The 15906-nt window shown below is 70.8% G+C and carries 16 protein-coding genes; 11 read left to right on the forward strand and 5 right to left on the reverse strand.

Going from position 1 to position 15906, the window contains the following annotated elements; translation table 11 throughout:
• Window positions 1-81: 81 nt before the first annotated feature.
• Window positions 82-1161: a helix-turn-helix transcriptional regulator gene (locus AC3EO4_RS31175; protein ID WP_379577009.1), complete on the reverse strand. Its 1080-nt coding sequence runs from the start codon at window positions 1159-1161 to the stop codon at window positions 82-84.
• Window positions 1162-1363: 202 nt separating this feature from the next.
• Here AC3EO4_RS31175 and AC3EO4_RS31180 point away from each other — a divergent pair, with 202 nt between their 5' ends.
• Complete coding sequence (locus AC3EO4_RS31180; RefSeq protein ID WP_379577008.1) at window positions 1364-2797, forward strand: FAD/NAD(P)-binding protein; 1434 nt, start codon at window positions 1364-1366, stop codon at window positions 2795-2797.
• Between the two features lie 112 nt (window positions 2798-2909).
• Here AC3EO4_RS31180 and AC3EO4_RS31185 read toward each other — a convergent pair whose 3' ends face one another.
• Window positions 2910-3509, reverse strand: a complete 600-nt coding sequence (locus AC3EO4_RS31185; protein ID WP_431898886.1) for an HXXEE domain-containing protein — start codon at window positions 3507-3509, stop codon at window positions 2910-2912.
• Window positions 3510-3630: 121 nt separating this feature from the next.
• Between AC3EO4_RS31185 and AC3EO4_RS31190 the strand changes: the two genes are divergently transcribed.
• The 5 genes from AC3EO4_RS31190 (at window position 3631) to AC3EO4_RS31210 (ending at window position 7566) form a co-directional block, all read left to right on the forward strand.
• The gene (locus AC3EO4_RS31190; protein ID WP_379577004.1) at window positions 3631-4848 is read left to right on the forward strand and encodes a hypothetical protein; all 1218 of its coding nucleotides are present in this window, start codon (window positions 3631-3633) and stop codon (window positions 4846-4848) included.
• Window positions 4845-5201: a hypothetical protein gene (locus AC3EO4_RS31195; RefSeq protein ID WP_379577002.1), complete on the forward strand. Its 357-nt coding sequence runs from the start codon at window positions 4845-4847 to the stop codon at window positions 5199-5201. Before AC3EO4_RS31190 ends, AC3EO4_RS31195 begins: the two co-directional genes overlap by 4 nt.
• Window positions 5202-5265: 64 nt before the next feature.
• The gene (locus tag AC3EO4_RS31200) at window positions 5266-5985 is read left to right on the forward strand and encodes a hypothetical protein (RefSeq protein WP_431898887.1); all 720 of its coding nucleotides are present in this window, start codon (window positions 5266-5268) and stop codon (window positions 5983-5985) included.
• Window positions 5986-6057: 72 nt separating this feature from the next.
• A complete protein-coding gene (locus AC3EO4_RS31205) occupies window positions 6058-6876 on the forward strand; it encodes an SDR family oxidoreductase (protein ID WP_379576998.1) in 819 nt (272 codons plus the stop codon).
• A gap of 12 nt (window positions 6877-6888) precedes the next feature.
• Entirely contained in the window at window positions 6889-7566 is a 678-nt protein-coding gene (locus AC3EO4_RS31210) for a carboxymuconolactone decarboxylase family protein (protein ID WP_431898888.1), read from the forward strand.
• Window positions 7567-7587: 21 nt separating this feature from the next.
• Here AC3EO4_RS31210 and AC3EO4_RS31215 read toward each other — a convergent pair whose 3' ends face one another.
• Together AC3EO4_RS31215 and AC3EO4_RS31220 are read right to left on the reverse strand one after the other, a co-directional pair.
• On the reverse strand, window positions 7588-10320 hold the full coding sequence (locus AC3EO4_RS31215) for a helix-turn-helix transcriptional regulator (RefSeq protein ID WP_431898889.1): 2733 nt from the start codon (window positions 10318-10320) through the stop codon (window positions 7588-7590).
• A complete protein-coding gene (locus AC3EO4_RS31220) occupies window positions 10317-11207 on the reverse strand; it encodes an alpha/beta hydrolase (protein WP_379576992.1) in 891 nt (296 codons plus the stop codon). Before AC3EO4_RS31220 ends, AC3EO4_RS31215 begins: the two co-directional genes overlap by 4 nt.
• Before the next feature lie 79 nt (window positions 11208-11286).
• Here AC3EO4_RS31220 and AC3EO4_RS31225 point away from each other — a divergent pair, with 79 nt between their 5' ends.
• Window positions 11287-11988 (forward strand): TetR family transcriptional regulator, encoded by a 702-nt coding sequence (locus AC3EO4_RS31225; protein WP_431898890.1) that lies wholly within the window; start codon window positions 11287-11289, stop codon window positions 11986-11988.
• A gap of 341 nt (window positions 11989-12329) precedes the next feature.
• Window positions 12330-13223, forward strand: coding sequence for an alpha/beta fold hydrolase (locus tag AC3EO4_RS31230; protein ID WP_379576988.1), 894 nt, complete (start codon window positions 12330-12332; stop codon window positions 13221-13223).
• On the opposite strand, the gene AC3EO4_RS31235 is transcribed toward AC3EO4_RS31230, so the two are convergent.
• Window positions 13220-13537, reverse strand: a complete 318-nt coding sequence (locus tag AC3EO4_RS31235; RefSeq protein WP_431898891.1) for a hypothetical protein — start codon at window positions 13535-13537, stop codon at window positions 13220-13222. The two genes, AC3EO4_RS31230 and AC3EO4_RS31235, sit on opposite strands and share 4 nt — an antisense overlap.
• A 235-nt stretch (window positions 13538-13772) precedes the next feature.
• Between AC3EO4_RS31235 and AC3EO4_RS31240 the strand changes: the two genes are divergently transcribed.
• The 3 genes from AC3EO4_RS31240 to AC3EO4_RS31250 are packed head-to-tail and all read left to right on the forward strand — an operon-like array spanning window position 13773 to window position 15903.
• Window positions 13773-14987 carry a riboflavin synthase gene (locus AC3EO4_RS31240; RefSeq protein ID WP_379576984.1) on the forward strand — a complete coding sequence of 405 codons (1215 nt, stop codon included), beginning with the start codon at window positions 13773-13775 and terminating at the stop codon, window positions 14985-14987.
• A complete protein-coding gene (locus AC3EO4_RS31245; RefSeq protein ID WP_379576982.1) occupies window positions 14984-15757 on the forward strand; it encodes a class I SAM-dependent methyltransferase in 774 nt (257 codons plus the stop codon). The genes AC3EO4_RS31240 and AC3EO4_RS31245 overlap by 4 nt, the downstream gene beginning before the upstream one ends.
• A gap of 2 nt (window positions 15758-15759) precedes the next feature.
• Window positions 15760-15903, forward strand: coding sequence for a hypothetical protein (locus AC3EO4_RS31250; RefSeq protein WP_379576980.1), 144 nt, complete (start codon window positions 15760-15762; stop codon window positions 15901-15903).
• Window positions 15904-15906: the final 3 nt, after the last annotated feature.

A 15906-nucleotide genomic window follows, 5' to 3' on the forward strand; every position in this document is an offset into this window, starting at 1 on the left:
GGAAGGGGGGTACGCCGCAGGTCGTCACCCCTTCAATGGCAGACATCGTGGCACTACGGCTTGGGCGGGAGGTTCCGGCGGCTACGGCCGGTAGGGTTCGGCGAACAGCCGTCCGACGAGCTCACCACGGCTGGAGATCTCCGCCTTGCCGAAGACGGCCTTGAGGTGACCGCGAACGGTGTGCGGGGAGATGAACAGGGCCGCTGCGATCTCTGTGGTGGGCAGGCCCCGTGCCACGAGCTGAGCGACCTCGAACTCGCGCGGCGTCAGGCCGTATGCCTGGGCGATCATGACCGCCAGGTCGCCGGGAGCGGCGGGCTCGATGACGAGCGCGATCGGACCTGGCTGCCCACCGGGACCGCTCAGGCATGAGGCGTGGCAGGTCAGCCACTGCCTGTCGAGGGTTCGGATGCGAATCCGAGCGCTGCCGCGATCGCGACCTCGGGCGATGGCCCGCGCCTGCAGAGCCGTGCCGACCAACCAGATGGGCAGCCTCAGCCCGAGCGTCGACGGGATGGACGGTCCGTCCGGCAGCAGAGCGAGATACCGCCGAGCCTCCTCGTTGATCGACGTCGCTTCGCCGTACACGTCGAAGAGCAGCAGGCCGGGTGCGGAGGCGCCAGGTCCGCCGTCTGATTCGGACGGACGGGCGAAACGGCGCAGCCGATCGGCGAGTGGTCCGGACAGGCCCGCGAGCAGCGCGACCTCGTGCGGGCCGAACGCCGGGCCTCCCCGCATGCGGAAGAGGCTCACCACGCCCCACGGCCGGTCGCCGGTCCGCAGCACGGCCCGCAACTCGTCGTCCACGCCCTGACCGCCGAGCAGGCGGCTGAAGCGGGCGCTGCGCTCGGGTAGGTCGCCGGTGGCTGCGCGTAGGCCGGCCACGGGGACGGCGGCGCGGGCGAGGTCACGGAACGACAGGACGTTCTCCTCCAGGAGCTCGCTCTCCCAGTAGTCGGCGCACCCTTCTCCGGAGCCGAGGTTCTCCACCAGCATGGGCGCGGTGACCAGACCCGTCTCCGGGTCGGTGGCCGCCCACACGGCCGAGTCGAACGGCATCTGCCGCCTCAGCTTGGCCGAGGCGCGGCTGAAGAGGTCCAGCGCGTTGTCGGCCCGCTCGGCAGCCGACAGGATCTCGGAGTGGCGGTGCGGGTGAATCATCGACCCTCCTGGCGTGTGCAGCCGTTCTCATGGGCTCCTCCGAGGGCTGCACGCCGGTTAGCTTGCCCGCTTTCTTCTCCCTCGCCAACCCCTCGTTTGAGGGGGTCATTCCTCGCGATTCCCCCGCAAGCGGGGGATGGAGCCTCGTTCCAGCCCTCACGAGACTCGAAGGGACCCTTTGCACGAAACACTGGAGAACGTCATGCGTATCGCGATCGTCGGAGCCGGCGCCGCTGCGGTCGGCCTGCTGGACGCGCTGGCCGTCAGCGAAGCGGAGGCCGGAGAGGTCACCGTGTTCGAGCCGTCCGCGCACCTGTGGCGGGGACGCCCGTATGGGCCGGATCTGGACAGAGTGCTGGTCAACGTCCCGCCCGCGGTCATGTCGATCCGCCACCTGGACTCCGGGCACTACTCCTCCTGGCTGGGTGCCGAGCGTGCCGCTACCCACATGGACGACCTGTTCGGACAGCCACTGGTGCCCCGTGCGCTCTACGGCGAGTACCTGGCCGACAGCGCCGAGACCGCCCTGGCCACACTGCGCGGGCGGGGCTGGCGGACCCGCGTCGTCGCCGCCCGGATTGTCGCGGTGACCCGTTCCCGCGGCCTCCGGCTGGCGCTGTACACCGAGGACGGGCACGAGCACATGGCCGACCAGGTGGTCTTGTGCGTGGGCGGGGGGACGCCGCAGGATCACTATGGCCTGGGCGGTGCCCACGGGTTCGTGGGCGATCCGTATCCCCTGGCGTCCACGCTCGACCAGATCCAGACTGGGGCCGACGTCGCCGTGATCGGCAGCGGGCTGACCGCTGTCGATGTGGCCGTGTCGCTCGCGGCGCGCGGCCATGCCGGGCGGATTGCGCTGGTGTCGCGAACCGGCATGCTCCCCCACGTCTACCAGCGCCCTCTCGACTATCGACCCAGGCACGTGACCGTCGAGCGGGTAGAGGCGCTGGGCCGTGAGCACGGTGGCGTCACCCTCGACGACCTCGCCGGGCTGCTCCGCGCCGAACTGGCGGAGAAGGGCGAGGACTTCGCGCGCTTCACCACCGAGCTGCTGATGGCCAGGTCCGAGGAGCCCGTACGGTGGCTACGGGCGCAACTGGCCGCCATCGACGATCCCAGGATCGGGCGGCGCGTGCTGCAGCAGAGCGCATACACCGTCGCCCCGTACGCGTGGCGGCTGCTGCCCGAGTCCGACCGCGAACGGCTTCGCCGCTACCTCCGTCTGGCCACAAGCGTGGCCGCGCCGATGGTGCCGGTGAACGCCGCGGCCCTCCTGGGACTGTTCGACTCCGGGCAGCTCACCACGGCCCCGGGTGTACGCAAGATCGAGGCGGTGGAGAGAGGATTCCGGGTGCGAGGCGACGGCGGCGACCTGAACGCCGACGTCGTCGTCAATGCCCTGAACCCGCCTCCCCAGACGGTACCCCGCGCGGCCGAGCAACTGGTCACGTCCCTCCTCACCGACGGGCTGGCCGCGCTGTACCCATCAGGCGGCCTGGCCCCCGCCGACCCGCGCCTGCATGTGGTGGGCGACTTCGCCGCGGGCGGCACGTTCATCACCTCGGGCATCCTCGGAGTGGCCGCTCGGGCCGCCCGTACCGCTGGCGGGCTGCTGACCGTGCAGGCCGGCTGATCGGTGGCAGGCGTGGGCGGAAGCCGGTACAGGGTGCACTCGTGCAACGGCAGGAGGCCGAGCATCGTCCGGTTGGTCAACCACCGGCGATGCCGGCGTTCTTCGCTCATCCCTACCTGACGAGCAGCGGCTCGGACGCCTGGTCCGCGGCCTTGAGCCGACGGTTCTCCTTGACGAGGAAGTAGATCAGCAGCCCGCTCATGACCAAGTGGCCCGCCGCAGTGTACAGGCCGGGGAAGTAGCCGCCCTTGATGATCGGGAAGACGAAGTGCGCGATGCCGTTGAGCAGACCGGCGCCCAGGGCGTACCACCACAGGAAGAAGTTGGCCACCCTGATCCTGTAGAGCGCACCGGCGCCGGCGAAGAAATAGAGCGCGCCGAACCCGAAGACGAAGACCAGGAGGAACTCATTCTCCGGCCAGTCGCGCGGCGAATCGAACAACTCGACGATTTCGTGCGGGAAGCCGCCGGTGTACTCCTCTGCCATGTGGATGAGCTGGAAACCGACCGCGCACAGGTAGATGGCGATCACCTTCCTGGACTTCACCGGGCGGGTGTAGCTGAAGGCGATCCAGCCGCTCCAGCCGAGCACGCTGGCCACCACAAGGATCACCGCGCCCTGGACGGGGAGGGTGAACAGGGCCCAGGCGCAGAAGACGAGGGCCAGAATCGCCATCACGGTCGCCGAATAGGGTTCAGGTCGTTTGGTCATGGCCGGAACCCTAGGAAGATCGCGATGCCGGCCGCCTCGGTCAGGTGACTGATGGGTGTGCTGAGCAGATCAGTCACCTGACAGAGGCGCTGTGCGAGGGCCCCGGCCTAGCGTCTCCGTCATGAAGTCGACAATCGTGATGGCGCTGGTCGCCGCAGCGCTGCTGGCGCTGTCGCCGACCGCTCCGGCCCTGGCGCATGGGGTGGAGGCCGGAGCGGACCTGCGGGTGACGCAGACCTTCGGAGCGGGCGAGGTCACGCTCGTGATCGCCGGGGTCTCGCAGGCGCCGGCGCCGCTGCTCGTGAACGCCCAAGCCGTCCACCCCATAAGCCTGAAGCTGGAGTTGCGCTCGCTGACCGACGGGAGCACGTCAACCGGTTCGGTGAGCGTGGGACGGGAGCCCGCCGTGTTGCAGGCCGGCCACGCCGGCCCGTACGAGCTGCGTGTTCGCGCCGGTGACGAGGTCTCGGTCATCCCGTTCCGGGTGCTGGTGCCCGGCAGCGCGTGGTGGACGATGGTGGGTGACGGTGCGGTCCTGGCGCTCGGGCTGCTGCTGGTGGGCGGCGTGCTGGCCAACAGGATGCCCCGTCCCCTGGTGGGCGCCGCGAGTGCGGCCGCGGCGGTCGCGGTCGTCGTGATGCTGCTGAAGCCGTACCTGCCACCCGTCCAGCAGCCGGGCGCCACGCCCGTTGCCGAGCCCGGCCGGCCGTACGCGCAGGGCCGCTTCTCGACGCAGCCCGCCAGGCCTGCCACGGGCGCCGAGTTCACCCTGACCCTGCGCCTGGCCGACGGCTCGACTGGACGGCCAGTGGACGACCTCGCCGTCCACCACGAGGCCCCAGCCCATCTCGTGATCACCAGCCAGGATGGTGCGGTCTTCCGGCACCTGCACCCGCTGCGCACCGCGCCGGGAGTGCTGACGGTACGGCTGAGCCTCCCGCGGCCGGGCCGCTACCTCGCCCACAGCGAGATCGAGCGGCAGCAGTCCGGCGGGCAGCTCCTCTCCGGCGCCTTCGAGGTTTCCGGTACGGCCCGGCCCGTCTCCCAGGAGACCGCCGTGCCCCGGCTCACCCCCGCCGCGCCGGTCGCCGGAAGCCCGGTGACCATCGAGATCGGCACGCAGGGGCCGATCCGGCCCTGGCTGGGCATGCCCGGCCATCTGATCGTCAGGAGCCAGGACGGCGCCCACCTGGCGCACGCCCACGGGACGGCGGACAGCGCTTCGGCGCTGCGCTTCACGCTCACACTCCCGGAACCGGGCCGCTACCTGGCCTGGGCCCAGTACCTCGAAGGAGGCGGGCTTCTGACGCGGTCCTTCACCCTGGAGGTGGATCGATGAAGTACGCGGCTGTCTGCCTGCTGGTTGCGGGCGTGCTGTTCGCCGTCACAGCGCGTTGGTTCGGGGGCGGCTCAGAGAGCGTGCAGGCGGCAGGCACACGCTACACCGTCACCGTAGTGCCGGCCGATCGTGTCGAGGTTCGGGTGACCTCGGGCGAAGCAAGGGCGGTCACGCTGGCGGCGGCCATGCCGAGCATGGGTCACGCCCTGCCGCCGGTCGGCACCGTCCAAGCCGATCCCGGCAGCTTTGTCGCCACGCAGGACGTGTTCACCATGGACGGCGTTTGGGAGCTGTCGATCACGCTGTCCGGGGATCAAGGCCAGGAGCTGATCACCGTCACCATACTGGTGTGACAGGAAGAAGCATCAGTCACGTGACGGAGGCGGCGAATGAGGGTCCCGGACTAGCGTCGACGACATGAAGCTGATCAATGGCCACGTGGCCGTCAAGGCCCGCGTGCTGCCCAAGACGGGCGATGGCTTCCTCATGCTGGCCGGCGAGGTCGGCACCTGGCGCGGCGGCTACTTCGCCTCTCCTCCCATGCAGACGGCCGCCGATCTCAAGGCTCTGGCCTCAGGCATCGAGGCGTGTGAGGCGAACGTGTTCCGCGCTGTCCTGCGCACACCCGGCGAGGGCGACGAGTTGCTGGCCGCCCGCGGAATCCGGCCGGCACGCTATGACATCGTCGTGCTGTTCCGCACGGCGTCCGTGGAGGCCGCGCAGGCACTGAGGGAGAACGTCACCTACAGGGAGATCGCCAAGGCCATGGGCGCCGCGGCACGCCGTACCCACGAGATCGTCGCCGCCAACGCCGGACGGCTCGGCGACGTGGATCACAGCCAGGACCATTGCTTCCTGTTCAACTACTTCTACGCCGACGATCACGAGACTCTGCTGAAGGTGTGGGAGTACACCGCCGGCTGGTTCCAGGCCAAGACCGCGCTGCCCAACTCCGCGCTGATGCAGCCGCTGGAAGGCGAGTCCTGCGACTACGGGCTGGTCAACCATGCGAGCTGGCCGGGCTGGCGGACCTTCCTGCCCAGCCTGATGTTCCGGCCGACCTTCCGCAGCTTCGTGCTGGCCAACTTCAAGGCCAACGGCGTCGCCGCGCAGCCGATCATCTATCGCCGCGTTTGACCTTGCTCCTGCACCATCCCTCGCCGAGCTGGACATTCCTGCACGCCTACTCCTGACTTGGAAGGAATACTCATGTCGAAGACCGTCCTGGTGACCGGCTCCTCCACCGGAATCGGGCGGGCTACCGCGCTGCTGCTGGCCCGAGAGGGTTTCACCGTCCACGCCGGGGTGCGCAAGGAAGCCGACGGGGAGGCGCTCGGCTCCGGCGTCACCCCGATCATTCTCGACGTCACCGACCCCGGCCAGATCGCCGACGCCGCCGAACGCCTCGGCCACCTCGACGCCCTGGTCAACAACGCCGGCATCGGCGTCACCGGCCCCCTGGAATGTGTGCCCATGGACGCCCTACGCCGGCAGTACGAGGTCAACGTCTTCGGCCAGGTGGCCATCACCCAGGTCATGCTGCCGAAGCTGCGCGCATCGAAGGGCCGCGTCGTCACCGTCGGCTCGGTGGGCAGCTGGATCACCCTGCCCTTCGGCGGGCCGTTGTGCTCCTCCAAGCACGCCATCCGCTCGCTCAACGACGCGCTGCGCATGGAGCTCAAGCCGTACGGCGTGGCCGCGGTTCTCATCGAACCCGGCTCCATCCATACCGACGCCGTCGACAAGCTCGAAGGCGAGGTCGAACCCCGCCTGGCCTCCCTCGGCCCCGAGGGCAGGCGCCTGTACGGCGCTGCCTACCGCACCATGGTCGCCAGCGGGCTGAAGGAGGAGCGCTCCGGCTCCAGCCCCGACGTGGTCGCCCGCGCCGTCCTGCACGCCCTGACCGCTCGCAAGCCCCGCTCCCGCTACCCCGTCGGCAAGAAGTCGCGGCTGATGAGCACGCTCGGCCGCGTCGTCCCCCAGTACACCCTCGACCGCCTGCGCCTGCGCGCGCTCGGCCTGTCCTGAACGGAGCCCACCGTGACACAACTCGCCGGGGCCGACGCTCTCATCTCGCTCGATCCCGTCTTCGCCAGGCTCGCTGTCGGCGCCGGCCACAACCTGTGGGGCCTGGCCCACCTGACGACGCGCGAGAAGGCCTTCGTCTGCCTGACCGCCGACCTGTGCCATCCCCACCTGGACCTGCCCCTGGCCATGCATGTGCAGATGGCCCAGGCCAACGGCGTGGACCCCAAGTCGATCCGGGAGCTCTACCGCCACCTGGCGCCCTACGTCGGCTACCCCATCCTCGTCCCCGCCTTCCAGCGTCTGGTCGCGCTCGGGCTGCCCGAGGCACTGGACACCGAGCCGATCGAGCCGGTCCCGCTGCACGGTGCGCTGGCGCATGCCGTACGTGAGCTGGAGGAGGTGGATCCGGGGCTGGCCGCCTTCACTGAGGACCAGCTGGCCCAGCGCTGGGCCAGGCCCGGCCTCACAGTCCGCGAGCGGGCGATCGCCTGCCTGGCCGTGGACGTCCTCTACCAGACCCTGGATGAATCATTGCACCTGCACGCCGAGCTGGCCAGGGGCGCGGGGGCCACCGACGAGACCCTGCGCGACCTGCTTCGAGGCATGGCCGAATTCGGTCTCCCGCGCGCCTGGGCCGCCGCTCGCGCTCTGGGCCTGCAGCCGATCCAGCACGAGGAGGGCACCGGATGAACGGTGTCGCCGCGCGACCGATCATCTGTCGCCGAGTGTTAGCCGCGCCAGCTCGGCTCGGGAGGTGACGCCCAGCTTGGGGAAGGCTTTGTAGAGGTGGGAGGCGACCGTACGCGGGCTCAGGAACAGCTGCGCGCCGATCTCGCGGTTGGACGCGCCCGTGATGGCCAGCCGTACCACCTGGAGTTCCTGCGGAGTCAGCACAGCCAGCGGATCCGCGGTGCGGGAACGGTCCGGAAGGGAATACCCGGCCGCACGCAGCTCGGCGGCGGCGCGGGCGGACCAGGGGGCCGCGCCGAGCCGGTCGAACGCCTCCATGGCGGCCAGAAGCTGCGGGCGGGCCTCGGCGCGACCCCTGTGCCGACGCAGCCACTCCCCATAGACCAGCCGGGTCCGTGCCTCGTCGAAGGGCTGTTGCTCCTCGGCGTGCAGGGTCAGGGCCCGCTCGTAGAGTCCGGCTGCAGCGTTCTTCGGGGCCAGCAGCGCGCGAACCCGATGGAGTACGGCGATCGGCGTGGCCCGGCCCGTGGCCTCGGCCCACTCCGCGTACGCCTTCAGGCGGTCCCGCGCCCGCTGCGGATCCCCCACGCGGACGGCGGCCTCGATGTAGTCCGGCCAGAAATAGCGCCAGATGAAGGCGTGGCGCGTGGGACCTGCCATCGTCCGGTCCAACCGGGCGAGCACGGCGTCGTAGCGGCCCAGCCCGAAGTCGAGGATCACCCGCGCGCACTCCGCCCAGCAGGCTCCCGGCATCCAGTTGCGGTGGTCGGCCGCGCGGATCGCCTGATCCGCCAGCGCCGACACCTCCTCTTCCGCCCCGGCGACCGCGGACAGCCAGGCGTGGACCCCGGCCAGGTAGCCACGCCAGAACGGCTGACCCAGGTCGGCGGCTAGCGCCATCCCCTCGGCCACCGTCGCGCGCGCGGCAGGGTGCCTGCCGTCCAGCAGCTGGGCGATGGCGAGAAGCGTCAGCACCTGGGGCATGCGTCCCAGCCGTCCCTGTGCCCGACAGTCCGCGACGAGCTCGGCCGCATCCGTGAGCATGCCGACCCGGTCGGCGCGGTGGAGAGCCTGGAAGGCGATGATGAACCGCAGCTCGGACGGCACGTGCTCGGCCGGGTCCGGTGCGAGGTGGGCCTGCGTGGCCACCGAGCCGCCCTCGAGAATCAGGCGGAACGCTTTGTTGATCGCACGCACCACGGCGGGGAGCCCCTCACCGTCCGGGGCCAGTTCTTCAGTACGGCGAGCCAGGGGCACCTGGTCGGGGTGGGTGGCGCTGGCCCAGGTGTAGTAGCCGGCCAGGCCGAGCAGCGACAGCCTGGTGGGCATGTCGTCGGCCGCCTCGGCGCCTTCGTGCAGCAGGCGGACGGCCTCCAGCGGCCGGTCGGCTTCGATCGCCAGCTTCGCGCGCACGGCGGCGAGCTCGGCCTGGACGGCGCCCTCCGCGGTCGTCGTCTCGGCCAGGCGCAGCGCCTTGTCCACCAGGTCACCCGCGCGACGCCACAGGCCCGCCTCCACCGCGGCCTCGGCTGCTGCCGTCCATCGGCGTACGGCTTTCGCGGGTTCGACTGACAGTTCCGCCGCGCGCGCGTAGGCCGCCGACACCGCCGTCTGCCCGCCACGCAGCCGGGCGCGCACGGCCAGGTCCACCAGGTGCCCGGCCACCTCCTCGTCGGGATGCAGGGTGACGGCGGCCAGGTGCCAGGCCCGCCGGTCATCGTCGACCGCCTCGGCCAGCGCCCGGTGGGCGGCCATCCGGGCGGCGATGTCGCAGGCCAGCAGCACCGCCCTACGCACCAGCGGATGATGGAAGACGACGCTCGCCGCGGTGACGCGGACCAGGCCGGCGTGCTCGGCCGGGGCGAGGTCGTCCAGCGAGGCACCGAGGACGCCAACGGCGCGGGCGAGCACGTCGAGCTCGTCGCGGTGATCCAGGGCCGCCACCAGCAAGCAGGAGCGGCTGGTCTCAGGCAGCGCTGCGATCCTGTCACGGAAGCCGCACAGCACCCGATCCGTCACCTGCATTGCCGTACCGAGGGAGAAGAACAGCGGGACGAGGGCGCCCGCGCGCTGCTCGGGGGTGAGCATGCGGGGCAGTTCGACCAGGGCGAGCGGGTTGCCCTGGGCCTCGGCGACGAGCTGGTCGCGGACGGCGGGCGGCAGGTCCGCCGCCTGCTCGGCCAGGAGCTTCCGGGCGGCCCCGGGCTCCAGCTTCCCCGGCCGGAGCTCGGGCAGGTCCGTCATGGGGAAGGCTTCTCTGGCGGCGAGCAGGACCATGACGGGCTCGGTGTACAGGCGGCGCGCGGCGAACAGCAGCGCATCGGCCGACTCGCCGTCCAGCCAGTGAGCGTCGTCGATCAGGCAGAGCACCGGGCCTTCGACCGACAGCTCCACGAGCAGGCTGAGGGTGGCCAGCCCGACGAGGTAGCGGTCGCCCCGGGCCGGCCGGCCGAGCCCCAACGCCCCGCGCAACGCATCCGCCTGCTGGGCCGGCAACGACTTCACGTGGTGGAGGACCGGACGAAGCAGCCGGTGCAAGGCAGCGAACGGCAGGTCGGCCTCGGACTCCACGCCGGTCACTCGCAGGACTCTCGCCTGGGCTTTCGCTGCGGCGTGCCCCAGGAGGGCGGACTTGCCGATGCCCGCCTCGCCGCGCACGATCAGCACCCCCGATCGGCGCTCGAGCAATTCGTCGATGACGGACAGTTCAGCCTGACGCCCGACCAACACAGCACTCCGCCCCAAACCGATCACACTCTCGCCGATGCGCGGCGGTAGAAGTCGATCTGGTCGGCGACCACACGATCCCGGAACCTGGGGTCGGTGTAGAAGGTGAAGTGGGTGCCGGGGTAGCTGCGCAGTTCGCCTCGCGGAGCACGCTCGGCCAGCTCCCGGGTGGTTTCCAGCGGAGTCTCCCGGTCCTCGGCGGCGACGCAGACCAGCAGCGGGCAGGTCAGGCGTGCGGCAGGACCGGCGGGCCGGTAGCGCATCATCGTCAGCAGCCCTCTGGGCGCGACGCTGTTGCGCCATAAGGTCGACGTCTGCCCACCGGTCAGCGTCTCGATATGGCGGTCGGCCTCAGGGGTCGCGGTCACGGCGAGTTCTCCCGGATTTCCCACCATCGGGATGTAATACGGTCGCAGGCCCAGCTTCCCCCGGATCGTATCCCAGATGATCGCGCCCAGCAGCCGCAGCGTGTCACCAGTCGAGCGACCCTCGACCTTCTTCGGGAAGCCGTTGAACGGAATCTGCGCCACCACGGCCGCGATCCGGGGATCGCCGGCGGCCACGGTGATGGCATGCGCGCCGCCCAGCGAGTTGCCCCACAGCAGCACCCTGTCGGGGTCGACCCGCTCATGCCCGCGGGCGAAGGCCACGGCGGCGCCGACATCGACGAGCTGGCCGTCGATGTCGGGAAGCTGGCGCGGCTCGCCGTCGCTCTCGCCGAAGCCTCGGTAGTCGAAGACCAGCGCAGCGAAGCCCGCCGCGGCGAAGCGCTCGGCGTAGTCGAAGAGCCGGTCCATCGTCCCGCTGAAACCGTGGCACAGCACTACGCACGGCGCCGGTCCGGGATCGGCGGGCAGGTAGAGGTAGCCGGCGCACCGGACGCCGGCAGCGGTGAAGGACACCTCGGAACGCATACAGATCATCCTCACGCCAAATAGACTGACTGCCGGTAAGCACTCTAGCGACCCAACTGACCGTAGGTAAGTGAGATCCATGACACCCCAGCGGATTTTGGAGGCGGCGCGCGCCCTGTTCGCCGCCCGCGGCTACCGCTCCACCTCCATGCAGTCCATCGCCGACCAGGTGGGCATCACCAAAGCCGCCCTCTATTACCACTTCGACTCCAAAGAGGAGATCCTCCGCCAGCTCACTGTGCCGCTGTTGGACGAACTGGAGGAGGTCCTGGCCGGCGCCGAGTCGTGCGACAGCGCCGAGGAGGTGCGGTGGCGGGCGATCGAGGGCTATGTCGATGTGCACCTGCGGCACCGCCACACCCTCACCATGCTGGTCAAGGACATGACGCTGCTGGTGCAGGCGCCGATCGCCGACCGCTTCCGCAGCGCGATCACCCTGGCCAACGAGCTGGTGGCCGGCCCTGGCCGCGGGCTGGAGGAGCGGGTGCGGGCTTGCCAGGTGGTCGCCGGGCTGGCCGATCCGGTGCTCCTGTTCCGCGACGAGCCGGCCGAACGGGTGCGAACCCTGATCCTGGACGGTGCCAGGGCGCTGCTGGACGCACCGCCCGTACCCCGGACGGGCGGACGCGCCCGAGGCCGGAACGGCGGACGACGCGCCATCCTCACCGAGGACCAGATCGCACAGGCGCGATCCCTTCACGCCGAAGGTCATGTCGCGGAGGAGATAGCCGCCCGTTTCCACGTCTCCAGAGCGACCATCTATCGCCATCTCAAAATCTAAAGATAGTGAGATTTGATTTTGAGACGGAGTCGGAGGTTGACGGTCTTCTTGACCCGCCCGACTCCGGCAACGCCCACCAGACCTTCCCAGACCTCTCCCAGATAGCCCGGCCGGCCTTGAGCGCGGCGGTCGCGCGGCCCTTCAGGCGCATGCTGCGCATCCGCGGTTCCCCCGCTCGTGTGACGCAGAGCACCGCCGCCGATGTCACAAGCCCGTCGCCTGCCCCGTCCTGGCGTGTGACGGCTTCCCAACGATCAGGGACGATCATGGTTCATCTTGAAGAGACCTCTCAGACCCCTCCCGAGCGGCCCATCCGGCGCCGTCGGCGCCGGCCGCGGTGGGTGGCGGCGATAGTCGCGTTGCTGGCGGCTGTGACGTTGTTCGGCGCGTACGGCTGGCAACCGGCCGCCGTGGACGGCTACCGCTCGCCGTACGAAGGCAGCTATCTCGACACCTCCCTGGCGCGCTTCCACTACAGCAAGACGGGCAGCGGCTCGCCGGTGGTGCTGGTGGCGGGCGGTGCGCAGTGGCTCTACTCCTACCGCGACACGATCCCGGCTCTGGCCCGCGACCACACCGTTTACGCCGTCGACCTGCCCGGACAGGGCTACACCACGGTGAAGGGGGATTTCGCCTACGACATCCCTGCCATGGCACGCGCTCTCGGCGCGTTCCTGGATGCGGCAGGGCTGTCCACCGTCTCCCTGGTCGGGCACTCCTGGGGCGGCGCCTGGTCGCTCTACTACGCCGAGCAGAACCCGGACCGCGTTGACCGGCTCGCGCTGCTCGACTCCCCCGGTCTGGACAAGCCGCTCGCATCGCAGACGGCGTTGTTCTCCATCCCCGTCGTCGGCGAGCTCGCGGTCAAGCTGATGGGCCGCGCCGATTTCGAGAAGAGCCTGCGCACCGCCTTCGCCCACCAGGACCGCGTCACCCCCGAGGTCGTGGATGTGACCTGGCACTGGATGTCTCGCCCAGACAGGCGAGAGGCGTTCGTCCAGCTCGTCCGGACCCAGGATTACACCGCCACGGACGCCGGTCTCACCCGGCTTCGCGCCCGCACCCTCGTGATCTGGGGCCAAGCCGACCAGTGGCTGCCCGCCTCCTACGCGGAGGAGTACGGCAGGCGCATCCCCGCCGCCACGGTGCACGTCGTCCCCGGCGCCGGGCACAACGTCCACGAGGACGCCCCCGAACAGGTCAACCCGCTGCTCGCCGCCTTCCTCAAGCGCTAGGTCAGCACGGCGGCGGGGTCGGCCACCGTGCGGTAGCGGACCCCGGTCATGCCGAGCGCTCCGGCCGTCTCCACGTTCTCGAGAAGCGCCCTGACGTCCTCGTCCACGGCGAACGGCACGGCGATGAACTCGGCGACTGCCCACCGCGCCCGATCGTCCCCGCCCAGGGCCGCTGCCACTGACTCGGCCCCCTCCTCCTCGGTGGCCGGCCCGATGAGGGCGGGGTCGAAGGCGGTGCGCATCTGCGGCAGGCCGTGCAGGCCGTAACGGGCCTCGATCTCGGCCCCAACGGCATGATCGAAGTGGCGGAGCACGGCGTCGAAAGTGGTCGTGGCCCCTCATCGTGTGGGAAGGGCGGACGTTGATCTTCACGGCCGCCGGGTGGTATAGGTAGATTGGTGCGATTCCAAGGTGCGGCGGTGACAGCCCGCCGGTTCCGCTGATTCCGGCGGGACGACTCGGTGCGACTCCGGGCCACGCGGTGACACCCCGCCACCTCTCGGGTCTGCTCACGGCCCCTGGTTCTTCTTCGTCGAGAGGTGGTCTCGCATGTTCACCGGGCACATTCACGAGGTCGGCACGGTCGTCGCCGTCGACCAGGCTCGCATCGCGGTCAAAGCGCCCAAGGCCGCTGCGGGCGCGCATGACGCGATCTGCCTGAACGGCGTCGGCCTGATGGTCGTCCCATCCGGGCACGACGTCCTGGAAGCGAGGCTCACGGCCGAGACCCGCCGCAGATCGACCTTCGACCAGCTCCTGCCCGGCACGAGCGTCAACGTGGAGACGCCCTTGGCGGTGGGCGACCCGCTGGGCGGCCACCTGGTGCAGGGCGCCGCGGACGCCGTGGGCAAGGTCGTGAGAGCCGACGACGAGGGCGCCACCCGACGGCTGTGGATCAAGCCGCCGGAGCGCTTCCTGCCGCTGGTCGTCGCGAAGGGGCAGATCGCGGTCGACGGCGTCAGCCTGACCGTCGCCGAGGTGTCCCGCGACCGGTTCTCGGTGATGCTGATCCCCGCCACGCTGAAGGCCACCGCGCTGTCGCGGCTGTCAGCCGGCGACCGGGTGAACCTGGAGCCCGACCTGCTCACCCGGCTGGTGCGCCGCTGGCCGTCCGACCCAGGGCAAGCGGTGACCGAGGTGGTCGCCGCGCTGCCCTGGGCGGGACGGGTCTCGGGCGGACGGGGCGTGCAGAAGGCGCTGGCGCAACTCGCGTCGGGCGGCGCCGTGATGGTCTGGGACCCCGACCGGGAGGGCGAGGGCGACGTGGTGTTCGCGGGGGCACGGCTGCGTCCTGAGGCGTTCACCTTCCTGCTCACCCAGGCGTGCGGCCATCCGACCGTGCCGTGCGCGCCCGAGATCCTCGACCGCCTGGAGATCGGGCCCATCCCCGGCCCCGGAGACCGGCACGGCACGGCGCCGCACGTCCCGGTCGACCTGGCCGCCGGGACTGGCACCGGCGTGTCGGCGGCCGAACGCGCGGCGACCGTACGCCGCCTGGCCCACCCCGAGGCCCGGCCGTCCGACTTCCTGCGGCCCGGACATGTCTTCCCGCTGGCCGCGCGCCCGGACGGGCTCGCCGAGCGCGCCGGTCACACCGAGGCCACCGTGGCGATGTGCGCGGCGGCGGGGCTGGCGCCGGTCGGGGTGTGCTGCGAGGTCATGAACCCCGACGGAACGATGGCGAAGGCCGCCGACCTGGAGATCGCCGCGCTGCGGTGGGGCCTGCCCATGCTCGACATGGCCGACCTCAGGCGGCATCTGTGAACCCCAACCCATACGAGAGGATCGGCGCCGGCTACGCCCGTCACCGGCGGCCCGACCCCCGCATCGCCGGCCAGATCAACCGGGCTCTGGGCCCGGCCAGGACGGTCGTCAACGTGGGCGCCGGAACCGGCTCCTACGAGCCGCACGACCGGAGGGTCACCGCGGTCGAGCCGTCCCTGGTGATGACGCGCCAGCGTCCGCGCGGATCGGCGCCGGTCGTCCGTGGGTACGCCGAGTCCCTCCCCTTCCCCGACCGATCGTTCGACGCCGCGATGGCCGTTCTGACCGTCCACCACTGGACCGACCCGGCGGCCGGTCTGGCCGAGCTGCGCCGGGTGTCCGGTCGGCAGGTCGTCCTCACCTGGGACCCCGCCGTCACCGCCCGGTTCTGGCTGGTCGAGGAGTACCTCCCGGAGATCGCCGAAGCCGACGCCCACCTCGCCTCCCTCGACCTGGTCGCCGCCTGGTTCCGTCGCGACGGCGCGCGGGTACGCGTCGACCCGGTCGGGGTGGCCGCCGACTGCGCCGACGGATTCCTCGGCGCGTACTGGCGGCGCCCGCACCACTATCTCGACCCCCGCGTCCGCGCCGCCGTCTCCGCGCTGGCGACCCTCGACCCGCGCCTGGTCGAGCCCGCGATGCGCCGCCTCGAGACCGACCTGGCCACCGGACACTGGCACGAACGTCACCGGGACCTCCTCGGCGCCAGCACCCTCGACCTCGGCTACCGCCTGGTGACCGTCACCCCGCCCACGAGAAACGGGAAATAGCCGTGCCGATCATCGACGCCTGGGCACAACACCCGACCCAGCGTTTCCTCCAGGAGGACATGCTCGAGTGGCTGCCCCGGTGGGGCGGCACCTCGATATCGGACCAGCAGCAGCCGGACGAGGCCGCACAGGATCCGGCGCGTTAACGG

Source organism: Nonomuraea sp. bgisy101, assembly GCF_057708945.1.

Excerpts from the sequence above, each read along its gene's own strand:
- AC3EO4_RS31175 (WP_379577009.1), bottom strand. The coding sequence starts at position 1,161 with ATGATTCACCCGCACCGCCACTCCGAGATCCTGTCGGCTGCCGAGCGG.
- AC3EO4_RS31180 (WP_379577008.1), top strand. The coding sequence starts at position 1,364 with ATGCGTATCGCGATCGTCGGAGCCGGCGCCGCTGCGGTCGGCCTGCTG.
- AC3EO4_RS31185 (WP_431898886.1), bottom strand. The coding sequence starts at position 3,509 with ATGACCAAACGACCTGAACCCTATTCGGCGACCGTGATGGCGATTCTG.
- AC3EO4_RS31190 (WP_379577004.1), top strand. The coding sequence starts at position 3,631 with ATGAAGTCGACAATCGTGATGGCGCTGGTCGCCGCAGCGCTGCTGGCG.
- AC3EO4_RS31195 (WP_379577002.1), top strand. The coding sequence starts at position 4,845 with ATGAAGTACGCGGCTGTCTGCCTGCTGGTTGCGGGCGTGCTGTTCGCC.
- AC3EO4_RS31200 (WP_431898887.1), top strand. The coding sequence starts at position 5,266 with ATGAAGCTGATCAATGGCCACGTGGCCGTCAAGGCCCGCGTGCTGCCC.
- AC3EO4_RS31205 (WP_379576998.1), top strand. The coding sequence starts at position 6,058 with ATGTCGAAGACCGTCCTGGTGACCGGCTCCTCCACCGGAATCGGGCGG.
- AC3EO4_RS31220 (WP_379576992.1), bottom strand. The coding sequence starts at position 11,207 with ATGCGTTCCGAGGTGTCCTTCACCGCTGCCGGCGTCCGGTGCGCCGGC.
- AC3EO4_RS31225 (WP_431898890.1), top strand. The coding sequence starts at position 11,287 with ATGACACCCCAGCGGATTTTGGAGGCGGCGCGCGCCCTGTTCGCCGCC.
- AC3EO4_RS31240 (WP_379576984.1), top strand. The coding sequence starts at position 13,773 with ATGTTCACCGGGCACATTCACGAGGTCGGCACGGTCGTCGCCGTCGAC.